Here is an 11,366-nt window from a genome sequence, read left to right on the forward strand (position 1 = left end):
GAAGGAGACCAAGGGATGCGCAAGTTTCTCGTCGTGCTGGATGACAGCCGCGAATGCCTCAACGCCATGCGGTTCGCCGCCATGCGGGCGGCCAAGACCGGAGGAGGGGTGGCGATCCTGTCGGTGATCGCGCCAGATGAATTCAACCATTGGATCGGGGTCGGCGACATCATGCGCGAAGAGGCCCGCGAGCGGATCGAGGCGCACTACGAGGTCTTTGCCAAGTGGATGCGCGACCGGCAGGGAGTCGATCCCGAGCTGGTGATCCGCGAGGGCGACCCGGTGACCGAGATCCTCGGGCAGGTCAATGACGACCCCTCCATCGGCGTCCTGGTGCTGGGCGCGGCCGCCGACAAGAAGGGGCCGGGGCCGCTGGTCAGCTCGATGACCCGCAGTTCTGGCAGCCTGCCGATCCCGCTGACTATCGTGCCCGGAGACATGTCCAAGGAGCGCCTCGAGGCGATCACCTGAGGGCAGGGGCTCGGCGGCGCCTGGGGCCAATTTAGAACCATTCCAAAACTTGACGTTCGGGCGGTGGGGGCGCATATAGGTGTCAGCCCGGAGAAAGGTATCTCGCAGATGTTCATCCAGACAGAATCCACCCCGAACCCCGCGACGCTGAAGTTCCTGCCGGGCCAGACCGTGCTCGACGCCGGCACCGCGGATTTCCCCAGCCCCGAGGGTGCCGAAACCTCGCCGCTCGCCAAGCGCCTTTTCGGCGTGAGCGGCGTCACCGGCGTGTTCTTCGGCAACGACTTCGTCACAGTGACGAAGGACGAGGCGGCTGACTGGGATCACGTAAAGCCCGCCGTTCTTGGCGCGATCATGGAGCACTTCCAGTCCGGCGAGCCGGTGATGGCAGGCGAGGCGCGGTCCTCGGGCCACAAGGAGTTCACAGGCGAGGATGCCGAGATCGTCGGCCAGATCAAGGAACTGCTCGACAGCCGCGTGCGCCCGGCCGTGGCGCAGGATGGCGGCGACATCACCTTCCACGGTTTCGACCGCGGCGTGGTCTACCTGCACATGCAGGGCGCCTGCGCGGGCTGCCCGTCCTCGACGCTCACCCTGAAGATGGGCATCGAGAACCTGCTGCGCCACTACATTCCCGAGGTCACCGAGGTGCGCCCGGTCGCCGTCTGAGCGACCGGCTCTCTTGATGAGTGATCTTTTGATCCTTGCCTTCGACACATCGGCCGCGCATTGCGCGGCCGCTTTGCTGCGTGGCGATGCGGTGCTTGCCGCCCGCGCCGAGGAGATGGGTCGGGGGCAGGCTGAACGCCTGATGCCATTGCTCGAGGAGTTGCTGGCCGAGGGCGGTGCCACCTGGGGCGATCTCGACCGCATCGCCGTGGGCATCGGGCCGGGCAATTTCACCGGCATCCGCATTTCCGTCTCGACCGCGCGCGGTCTGGCGCTGGGGCTGGGCAAGCCCGCGATGGGGATCAGCACCTTTGAGGCGATCCACCTCGATGCCCCTGACGCGCTGGCCGGCGTGCCCGCGCCGCGCGGGCAGATCTACGTGCAGCGCCATTGGGGGACGCCCGAACTGGCGCCCGCCGAGGGCACTGAGGCGGTGCTGCCGCCCAAGCCGCGCGAGCTGGCGATCCGCATCGCCCGCGCCGCCGCGGTAAAGGAGCCGGGCCAGCGCCCTGCGCCGCTCTACATCCGCCCCGCCGACGCCGCGCCGTCGCGCGATGCGGCGCCGCGGCTTCTGGACTAAGCCGATGCGCCTTTCGGCCGAAGAGCTCGCCGCGCTTTCGGCGCGCGCCTACATCCATATGAAGCCGTGGAACGCGCCTGCCTTCGCGGGCACGCTGGAGCAGCCCGCGTCGCTGCTGGTGAGCGAGCCGGGTGGCTTTGTTCTGGGCCTCGTGGTGCTGGACGAGGCAGAGATTCTCGCTTTGGCCACCGACCCATCGCTGCAGCGGCAGGGTGTCGGACGGCGGCTGCTGGAGGCTTTCGAGGCCGAGGCCAGCACGAGAGGGGCGAAAACGGTGTTCCTTGAGGTCGCAGCGGCCAATTCTCCCGCGCAGCGGTTCTATTCTGCATGCGGCTACACGCTGACCGGGAGGCGGAAAGGCTATTATCGTCATGCGGATGGCAGCCGTGACGACGCACTGCTCATGCGCCGGGCGCTGACCTGAGGTTACAAGACACGATGCGCCAACCCTGTGCGCAGACTTGCAAAAACCTGTTGACCCTCCGGTAGGGCGCGGGATTAATCGGGCATGATCTGCCACAGTGCAGTTCAATTCGCGGGACAGCTTAAAGACGCCCGCAATTCCAGACCCGGGAGCAAGACATGACGTTCATGAAATCCATCCTCGGCACCGCCGCGACGCTGGCCCTGACCGCCGGCGCCGCGCTGGCGGATCCGGCGCTGATCTACGATCTCGGCGGGAAGTTCGACAAGTCCTTCAACGAGGCGGCTTACAATGGCGCCGAGATCTACGCCAAGGAAACCGGCGGCTCCTACAAGGACATCGAGCTGCAGTCCGAGGCTCAGCGCGAGCAGGCGCTCCGGCGCTTCGCCGAGGCCGGGTTCAACCCGGTGGTGACCACCGGCTTCTCGATGTCCTCGCCGATCGCCTCGGTCGCCGCGGACTACCCGGACACCAAGTTCGTCACCATCGACGGCTATGTGGATCCGGCCGAGCACCCGAACGTGCTGTCGATCCTCTTCTCCGAGCACGAGGGCTCGTACCTTGTCGGCATGCTGGCGGCGATGGCCTCCGAGTCCGGCACCGTCGGCTTCGTCGGCGGCATGGACATTCCGCTGATCCGCAAGTTCGCCTGCGGTTACGCCCAGGGGGCCAAGGCCGTTAGCGAAGACGTCACCGTGATCTCGAACATGACCGGCACCACCCCCGCCGCCTGGAATGACCCGGTGAAGGGCTCGGAGCTGACCAAGGCGCAGATCAGCCAGGGCGCCGACGTGATCTTCGCCGCCGCCGGCGGCACCGGCATCGGTGTGCTGCAGACCGCCGCGGACGAGGGCATCCTCTCGGTCGGCGTCGACAGCAATCAGAACTACCTGCACCCGGGCAAGGTGCTGACCTCGATGCTCAAGCGCGTCGACGTGGCCGTGGCCGAGGCGATGACCGCGGGCCCCGATCTCGAGACCGGCGTGCAGGTGCTGGGCCTTGCCGAGAACGGCGTGGGTTACGCGCTCGACGAGAACAACGCCGAGCTGGTGACCGAAGAGATGAAGGCCGCCGTCGACGAGGCGCGCGAGAAGATCGTCGCCGGCGAGATCGAGGTTCACGACTACTCGGCGGATGACAGCTGCCCGGCTCTGAACTTCTGATCCGGACTTGACGAGCGGGGGGGCGGCTGCTGCCGTGTCCCCGTTTTCTCTTTCGTGTGGCCCGGTTCTTCGGTTACAGGAGGCCGGGCCGTACTTTCCAATGCCGCGAGGCTTCGCATGAACGACACCCCCGCCATCGAGCTGAAGGGCATTTCCAAGGCCTTCGGCCCCGTCCAGGCCAACAAGGACATCTCGATCCGCGTGATGCCCGGCACCATCCACGGCATCATCGGCGAGAACGGCGCAGGGAAATCGACGCTCATGTCGATCCTCTACGGCTTCTACAAGGCCGACGCCGGCGAGATCTGGGTCAACGGGTCGAGAAAGGACATCACCGACAGCCAGGCCGCGATCTCGGCGGGCATCGGCATGGTGTTCCAGCACTTCAAGCTGGTGCAGAACTTCACCGTGTTGGAGAACATCATCCTCGGCGCCGAGGATGGCCCGATGCTGCGCCCCTCGCTGGCCCGCGCGCGCGGCGTTCTCAAGCAATTGGCCGAGGAATACGAGCTTTCGGTCGATCCCGACGAGCTGGTCGAGAACCTCTCGGTCGGCCACCAGCAGCGGGTCGAGATCCTGAAGGCGCTCTACCGGCAGGCCGACATCCTCATTCTGGACGAGCCCACCGGGGTGCTGACCCCGGCCGAGGCCGACCACCTGTTCCGGATCCTTGACCACCTGCGGGCCGAGGGCAAGACCGTCATCCTGATCACCCACAAGCTGCGCGAGATCATGGAGATCACCGACACGGTTTCGGTCATGCGGCGCGGCGAGATGACCGCGACGGTGAAGACCGCCGAGACCTCGCCCGAGCAGCTCGCCGAGCTGATGGTCGGGCGCAAGGTGCTGCTGCGTGTCGACAAGACCGCTGCGCAGCCGGGCGAGGTGCTGCTTGACGTGCAGAACCTGCGCCATGTCGACGACGCCGGGGTCGAGCGGCTCAAGGGCGTGTCGCTGCAACTGCGCGCCGGCGAAGTCTTGGGCATCGCCGGGGTTGCCGGCAACGGCCAGTCGGAGCTGCTCGAGGTGCTGGGTGGCTACGCCGATGCCACCGGTTCGGTCACCATGAAGGGCGTCTCGCTGCCGCTCTCGGGGACTGGCGCCGATGGCAGCGCCCGCCGCAAGGCTGGCATCGGCCACGTGCCGGAGGACCGCCAGGAAGAGGGGCTGATCATGCCCTACACCGCGTGGGAGAACACCGTCTTCGGCTACCATCGCGACCCGCACTACCAGTCGGGAATGCTGATGAACAACGCGCGCATCAAGGAAGAGGCGGCGGACAAGATGCAGCGCTACGACGTCCGTCCGCCCAATCCCAACCTCGCGGCGCGCAACTTCTCGGGCGGCAACCAGCAGAAGATCGTGCTGGCGCGCGAGATCGAGCGCGATCCCGACGTGCTGCTGATCGGCCAGCCCACGCGCGGCGTCGACATCGGCGCCATCGAGTTCATTCACCAGGAAATCATCCGCCTGCGCGACAAGGGCAAGGCGATCCTGCTGGTCTCGGTGGAGCTTGACGAGATCTTCTCGCTCTCGGACCGCATCGCCGTGATGTTCGACGGGCAGATCATGGGCGAGCGTCAGCCGGACCAGACCGACCAGACCGAGCTTGGCCTGCTGATGGCCGGTGTCACCGAAAAGCCCGAGGGCCGGGTGATCGACGCGGTCGATGCCTCGCTGCACGAAAAGGAAGCCCGCGAGGCCCAGCAGCATGACTGACCGCCCCCTCACATCTTTCCGAAAATACTATCGCCGGAGACTGACGCACCCGAAGGGCGCGCCTCTGGCGAGCATGAACGAGGTTCCGAATGGATAAGATGCCCGCCTGGGCCGACGCGGTGCTCGTGCCCCTGATCTCGATCCTGCTGGCAGCGATCCTATCGGCGCTGGTGATCCTCGCCATCGGCGAGAACCCGATCGAGGCTTTCAAGCTGATGGTCGACGGCGCGCTGATGCGCAGCACCGGCTGGGGCTACACGCTTTATTACACCACCAACTTCATCTTCACCGGCCTCTGCGTCGCCGTCGCCTTCCACGCCAAGATGTTCAACATCGGCGGCGAGGGGCAGGCGATGGTCGGCGGGCTTGGCGTGGCGCTGGCTTGCCTCTTCATCCCGTTCCCGCACTGGTCGGTGGCGCTGATCGTGGCAACGCTGGCGGCGGCGGCCTTCGGCGCGGCCTGGGCCTTCATCCCGGCCTGGCTGCAGGCCAAGCGCGGCAGCCACATCGTGATCACCACGATCATGTTCAACTTCATCGCCGCGGCGCTGCTGAACTATGTGCTGGTCAACCTGCTGCGCCCCGTCGGCGCGATGGAGCCGGCGACGGCCAACTTCCCCGCCGCGACCCACCTGCCAACCTTCCAGGACATGTTCGCCTCCGAGGGCAATCCGCTCTTCCGGGGCTCGCCAGCCAACGTGACCTTCTTCCTCGCCGTTCTCGCCTGCGTCGCCTTCTGGTACCTGATCTGGCGTACCAAGCTGGGTTATGAAATTCGCGCCTTTGGTCATTCCGAGAGCGCTGCGCGCTACGCCGGTATTTCCCCGGTCCGCATCACCGTCATCGCCATGCTGATCTCCGGCGGGCTCGCGGGGATGATGGCGCTCAACACCACCATGGGCGAGGCCGAACGGCTGGTGCTCAACGCCACCGAGGGCGCGGGCTTCATCGGCATCGCCGTGGCGCTGATGGGCCGCTCGCACCCGGTGGGGGTCTTCCTCGCGGCGCTGCTCTTCGGCTTCCTCTATCAGGGCGGCGCGGAGCTGGCGCTCTGGACCAATATCCCGCGCGAGCTGATCACCGTGATCCAGGCGCTGGTGATCCTGTTCACCGGGGCGCTCGACAACATGGTGCGCCTGCCGCTGGAAAAACTCTTCCTCGCCACGCGCCGGAGGTCCTCGTGATGGATTACGCGACGCTTCTGCAGGTGCTCGACTCGACCGTGCGCCTTGCCACGCCGCTGCTGCTGGCCTGCCTCGCGGGTCTTTTCTCGGAACGCGCGGGCATCGTCGACATCGGGCTCGAGGGCAAGATGCTCGCCGCCGCCTTCTTCTCGGCGGCCATCGCCGCGGTCACCGGCTCGGTCTGGCTCGGCCTGCTGGCCGGCATCGCCGCCTCGATGGTCATGTCGGGCATCCACGGGCTGGCCTCGATCACCTTCCGTGGCAACCAGCTGATCTCGGGGGTGGCGATCAACTTCCTCGCCTCCGGCATCACTGTCCTGATCGCGCAGGACTGGTTCAGCCAGGGGGGCCGCACGCCGTCTTTGATGGGCGGCGGGCGCTTCGAGAGCATCACGCTGCCCTTCGCCGAGGCGCTGCGCGGCGTGCCGGTCATCGGTCCGCTCTACTACGAGCTGATCTCGGGCCATTCGATCCTCGTCTACGTCGCCTTCCTGATGGTGCCGCTGACCTGGTGGATCCTCTTCCGCACCCGTTTCGGCCTGCGCCTGCGTGCGGTCGGGGAGGCCCCCGAGGCGGTGGATACCGCGGGCGTCTCGGTGGTCGGGCTGCGCTTTGCCGCGATCGCCATCTGCGGGCTGCTGACCGGCCTTGCGGGCGCCTATCTCGCCACCGGCCTGCAGGCGGGCTTCGTGCGCGAGATGACCGCGGGCCGCGGCTACATCGCGCTGGCGGCGCTGATCTTCGCCAAGTGGCGGCCGTGGTACGCGCTTTATGCCTGCCTGCTCTTCGGCCTGCTGCAGGCGGTGGCGCTGCGCTACCAGAACATTGATCTCGGTGGCTTCATCATCCCGGTGCAGGTCATGGACGCTCTGCCCTATATCCTGACCGTGGTGATCCTGGCCGGTTTCGTCGGCAAGGCGATCCCGCCGCGCGCCGGCGGCGAGCCCTACGTCAAGGAGCGCTGAGGCGCTCAGGCTGGGCGCCGCGCGATGCGGCGGCGCCCAGCCATGCGGTTTTTGCAAGTGAAGAAGCTGGAAAGCCGGAACGCCGCCGGGCCGGATCACCGTGCCGGCGCCTTTCTTCTCGTTGGCACCTACGCAGATCCCGCCCGCGACGGCGGCGCTGCAACGGGGTTGTGGGAAAACCGCCGCGACGCGGCACAATGCGGCGGCTGTCACATCGCTGCCCGTTGCCAAATCACCCCCGCGCAAGCAAGGTCGGGCCATGCAGATCTACCTCCCCATCGCCGAGGTTTCGGTCAATGTCTTCCTGCTCTTCGGGCTGGGCGGGATCGTTGGCATCCTGTCGGGCATGTTCGGGGTCGGCGGAGGCTTCCTGATCACCCCGCTGCTGTTCTTCATGGGCATTCCGCCAGCGGTCGCCGTGGCCACCGGTGCGAACCAGATCGTGGCGAGTTCGATCTCGGGCGTTCTGGCGCATTTCAAGCGCAAGTCGGTGGATCTCCGGATGGGGCTGGTGCTGCTTGCGGGCGGCCTCGTTGGTGCGGCGTTGGGGGTCTGGATCTTCAACCTGCTCAAGGAACTGGGGCAGGTCGATCTTCTGGTCCGGCTTTGCTACGTGGTCTTCCTCGGCATCATCGGCGGGCTGATGTTCATCGAGAGCGTCAATGCCATCTTCAAGTCGCGCAAGGGCGCGGCCCCAAAGCGCCGTCACCACGGCTGGGTACACGGGCTGCCCTTCAAGATGCGCTTTCGCACCTCGGGGCTCTATATTTCGGCGATCCCGCCTGTGCTTGTGGGGCTCTCGGTGGGCGTGCTCGCGGCGATCATGGGCGTGGGCGGCGGCTTCATCATGGTGCCGGCGATGATCTACCTGCTTGGCATGCCGACCAAGGTGGTGGTGGGCACCTCGCTGTTCCAGATCATCTTCGTCAGCGCCTTCACCACGCTGCTGCATGCCACCACCAACTACACGGTCGACATCATGCTGGCGCTGGTGCTGATCCTCGGCGGGGTCATCGGCGCGCAGATCGGGACCGCCTTTGGCACCCGGCTGAAGGCCGAGCAACTGCGCATCGCGCTGGCCTCGCTGGTGTTGCTGGTCTGCGGCAAGCTGGCGCTCGATCTGTTCATCACCCCCTCCGAGCTCTACGAGCTGGTGTCGCGATGAGAGCGCTCGTGGCCCTTCTGCTGCTGCTCGCCGCGCTGCCCGCGCGGGCCGAGGAGGTTGTGATGGGGCTCAGCCAGTCGAACGTGTCGATCACAACCGACTTCGACGGTTCGGACATCCTCATTTTCGGCGCGGTGAAGCGTGAAGTGGCGATCCAGGCCGACCCTCCGCTGCAGGTGATCGTCACCGTCGAGGGCCCGCTCGAGCCGGTCACCGTCTGGCGCAAGGCGCGCAAGCTCGGCATCTGGGTCAACGCCGAGGCGGTCGACGTCGACAGTGCGCCGGGCTTTTACGCGGTCGCCACCTCGGCACCCTGGGCCGAGAGCATCTCGGCGGTGGAGGATTTGCGCCACAAGGTGTCGATCCCGCGCGCCATCCGCTCGGTCGGTGCGCCGATGGACATCATGGACAGCGAGGCGTTCACCGAGGCGCTGATCCGCGTGCGCGAAAGGCAGGGGCTCTACAGGGTCGAGGAGGAGAGCGTCGAGCTGCGCGAGTCGACGCTTTTCGACACCTCGATCTCGATGCCGGCGAACATCTCCGAGGGGCGCTACCTGACCCGGGTCTTCCTGACCCGCGCGGGCAAGGTCGTCTCGGTGCACGAGAGCGAGATCCAGGTCGGCAAGGTGGGTCTCGAGCGCTGGCTCTTCACCCTGTCGCGGCAGATGCCGCTGGTCTACGGTCTGTTGTCGCTGGCCATCGCGGCGCTCGCGGGCTGGGGTGCCTCGGCGCTGTTCCGGGCGATCCGTTCCGGATGAGCCGCCAGCCGCCCGGAACCCGCGCCGCCTATTGCGCCTTCTTTCCCATCGCCACGCGGTGGAAGGACATGGATGCCTACGGGCATCTCAACAACGCGGCTTACCTGTCGTATCTGGACACGGCGGTGACGCTCTGGCAGCTCGGGGCAGGCATGGAGATCTACCGGCCCGGCGGGCTCCGCTTTCTTGCGGCACAGAACGGCTGCACCTACCATGCCGAGGCGCGCTTCCCCGACGTGCTCCACGCCGGGGTACGCTGCGGGCATCTGGGGCGCAGCTCGGCGCGGTTCGAGGTGGGGTTCTTTCGCAACGACGACGACCTAGCCTGCGCAGAGGGGTTCATCGTGCATGTGTCGGTGGACGGAAACACCCGACCCGAACCGATCCCCGACCGCTTCCGTCCGGTGATCGAGGCGATCATGCGCGGCGACTGAACCGGGGTCTCGGGCCGGAATGGCGCCGGCGTCAGTCCCGGCACAAAGAAGGAGACACCGATGACGACGCTTCCCGTCGATCCTGAACGCTTCCTCGCGGATCTGCACATGCTGCGCTCCTTCGGCGCCAGCGGCACCGGCAAGGGCGTCTGCCGTCCGGCCTTTTCCGAGGCCGATCTTGCGGCGCGCGATTGGCTGGCCGGGCGCATGGAAGAGGCCGGCCTGCGCGCGCATTTCGACCCGGTCGGCTCGCTCTTCGGGCTGGTCGACGGGCCCTCGCTGCTGATCGGCTCGCATTCGGACAGCCAGGTCGAGGGTGGATGGCTCGACGGCGCGCTGGGGGTGATCGCGGGGCTCGAGGTGGCCCGCGCCGCACAGGAGGCGGGCGGCCCGCCGGTGTCCTGCGTGTCGTTCCAGGACGAGGAAGGGCGCTTTGGCGTTACCACCGGCAGCGCGATCTGGGGCGGCAACATCTCTCTGGCCGAGGCGGATGCGCTGAAGGCTCCGGACGGGACAACCCTTGCCGAGGCGCGCAAGAGGCTGGGCGCGCGCGCCGGGGCCTTCCTCGATCCCGACCGTTTTACGGGCTTTCTCGAAATGCACATCGAGCAGGGACCGGTGCTCGACACCGAGGGCGGCCGCCTTGGCGTGGTCGAGGCGATCGTCGGACTGCGCAACCTGACGATGACTCTGAAGGGTGCACAAAACCACGCGGGCACCACGCCGATGCGGCTGCGCAAGGATGCCTTCCAAGGGCTCGCAGCCTTTACCACCGCGCTCAACGAGCGTTTTCGCAACGTTGTGTCCCCGGCGACGGTCTGGACGATCGGCCACGTCGAGCTGCGTCCGAATGCTCACGCCATCGTGCCCGGAGAAGTGCGCTTCACCCTGCAATGGCGCGATGGCTCGGCGGAGCGGCTCGACCGGATGGAGGCCATTGCCCGCGAGACGGTGGGGGAGATCTGCGCCGAGCGTGGCCTCGGGCTGGAGGTGGCGCCGATGCTGAAGCTCGCGCCGGTCTCCATGGACGCCCGCCTGCGCAAGGCTCTGGAACAGGGTGCCGAAGCGGCGGCGCCGGGTGGCTGGCAGAGGATGCCCTCGGGCGCGCTGCACGATGCCACGAACCTGTCGAACCTGATGCCCGTGGCGATGCTTTTCGTGCCCTCGATCGGCGGGATCAGCCATGATTTCGCCGAGGACACGGCGGAGGCCGACCTCGTCACCGGGCTGCGCGCATTGGCAGGCGCGGTAAGCACGCTCGGCTGAAGGCGGGAACCGGGGCGGGGCGGCGGCGTTTGTTCGGTGACAGACACCGGAGGACCCCGCCATGAAGGATGCCCCTATCGAGCCCAAGGCCATCACCGCCAGCCCGCAGCAACTCGATTTGCTGAACCACCTGCAGGCCCGCAGCATCGGCGCTCGCGGATGGTTCGAGGAAATGGTCGAGAAGTCCGACCCCGCGTTTCGTTTCGTTGCCGTCCGCTTCCACGGTCTGCACGTCGAGCAGGTCCAGCGCCTGACCTCGCTGATCACCGCTGTCGGCGGCGATGCCGACCCCTCTGACAACATGAGCGCCGCGCTGAAGCGTGCAGGCCTCTCGGTGCGCGCGGTCTTTGGCGACATCGATGGCGACATGATGGACCGGATTCGCGAGTCCGAGGCAAAGGTGCTCGCCGGCTTCACAGAGGTGATCAAGGCCATGGAGCCCTCGCGCTACCGCGACGAGCTGGTGCAGATGCAGGCCGAACTGCAGGATCTGCTGCAGGCGGTCCAAAGTGAAGAGCGCTCGCTTCCGGAAACGCCGAAGGAGGAATGAGTCTGGCTTCGGCTTGCG

The 11,366-nt window shown here is 66.9% G+C and carries 13 protein-coding genes; all 13 read left to right on the plus strand.

Annotation, left to right across the window (positions count from 1 at the left end; genetic code table 11):
• Positions 1–15: 15 nt before the first annotated feature.
• The 13 genes from CEW88_RS16795 (at position 16) to CEW88_RS16855 (ending at position 11,348) form a co-directional block, all read left to right on the plus strand.
• Positions 16–471: a universal stress protein gene (locus tag CEW88_RS16795; protein WP_092419857.1), complete on the plus strand. Its 456-nt coding sequence runs from the start codon at positions 16–18 to the stop codon at positions 469–471.
• Between the two features lie 108 nt (positions 472–579).
• Entirely contained in the window at positions 580–1,140 is a 561-nt protein-coding gene (locus tag CEW88_RS16800) for a NifU family protein (protein WP_108969068.1), read from the plus strand.
• 13 nt (positions 1,141–1,153) lie between these two features.
• Positions 1,154–1,720: a tRNA (adenosine(37)-N6)-threonylcarbamoyltransferase complex dimerization subunit type 1 TsaB gene (tsaB, locus tag CEW88_RS16805; protein WP_108969069.1), complete on the plus strand. Its 567-nt coding sequence runs from the start codon at positions 1,154–1,156 to the stop codon at positions 1,718–1,720.
• Positions 1,721–1,724: 4 nt separating this feature from the next.
• On the plus strand, positions 1,725–2,144 hold the full coding sequence (gene rimI, locus CEW88_RS16810) for a ribosomal protein S18-alanine N-acetyltransferase (protein ID WP_108969071.1): 420 nt from the start codon (positions 1,725–1,727) through the stop codon (positions 2,142–2,144).
• Positions 2,145–2,302: 158 nt separating this feature from the next.
• Complete coding sequence (locus CEW88_RS16815; protein WP_108969073.1) at positions 2,303–3,307, plus strand: BMP family lipoprotein; 1,005 nt, start codon at positions 2,303–2,305, stop codon at positions 3,305–3,307.
• Positions 3,308–3,424: 117 nt separating this feature from the next.
• Complete coding sequence (locus CEW88_RS16820) at positions 3,425–5,026, plus strand: ABC transporter ATP-binding protein (protein ID WP_108969075.1); 1,602 nt, start codon at positions 3,425–3,427, stop codon at positions 5,024–5,026.
• An 89-nt stretch (positions 5,027–5,115) separates the two neighbouring features.
• Positions 5,116–6,210, plus strand: a complete 1,095-nt coding sequence (locus tag CEW88_RS16825) for an ABC transporter permease (protein ID WP_108969077.1) — start codon at positions 5,116–5,118, stop codon at positions 6,208–6,210.
• Positions 6,210–7,175: an ABC transporter permease gene (locus tag CEW88_RS16830; protein ID WP_108969079.1), complete on the plus strand. Its 966-nt coding sequence runs from the start codon at positions 6,210–6,212 to the stop codon at positions 7,173–7,175. The genes CEW88_RS16825 and CEW88_RS16830 overlap by 1 nt, the downstream gene beginning before the upstream one ends.
• A gap of 259 nt (positions 7,176–7,434) precedes the next feature.
• The gene (locus CEW88_RS16835; protein ID WP_108969080.1) at positions 7,435–8,340 is read left to right on the plus strand and encodes a sulfite exporter TauE/SafE family protein; all 906 of its coding nucleotides are present in this window, start codon (positions 7,435–7,437) and stop codon (positions 8,338–8,340) included.
• Positions 8,337–9,098: a TIGR02186 family protein gene (locus tag CEW88_RS16840; protein WP_108969082.1), complete on the plus strand. Its 762-nt coding sequence runs from the start codon at positions 8,337–8,339 to the stop codon at positions 9,096–9,098. Before CEW88_RS16835 ends, CEW88_RS16840 begins: the two co-directional genes overlap by 4 nt.
• The gene (locus tag CEW88_RS16845) at positions 9,095–9,532 is read left to right on the plus strand and encodes an acyl-CoA thioesterase (protein WP_108969084.1); all 438 of its coding nucleotides are present in this window, start codon (positions 9,095–9,097) and stop codon (positions 9,530–9,532) included. The genes CEW88_RS16840 and CEW88_RS16845 overlap by 4 nt, the downstream gene beginning before the upstream one ends.
• 60 nt (positions 9,533–9,592) lie before the next feature.
• Complete coding sequence (locus CEW88_RS16850) at positions 9,593–10,798, plus strand: hydantoinase/carbamoylase family amidase (RefSeq protein ID WP_108969085.1); 1,206 nt, start codon at positions 9,593–9,595, stop codon at positions 10,796–10,798.
• Positions 10,799–10,859: 61 nt separating this feature from the next.
• Positions 10,860–11,348: a DUF2383 domain-containing protein gene (locus CEW88_RS16855; RefSeq protein ID WP_108969087.1), complete on the plus strand. Its 489-nt coding sequence runs from the start codon at positions 10,860–10,862 to the stop codon at positions 11,346–11,348.
• The last annotated feature ends 18 nt before the right edge of the window (positions 11,349–11,366 follow it).

Source organism: Alloyangia pacifica (assembly GCF_003111685.1).
GTDB classification, from domain to species: Bacteria; Pseudomonadota; Alphaproteobacteria; order Rhodobacterales; family Rhodobacteraceae; genus Salipiger; species Salipiger pacificus_A.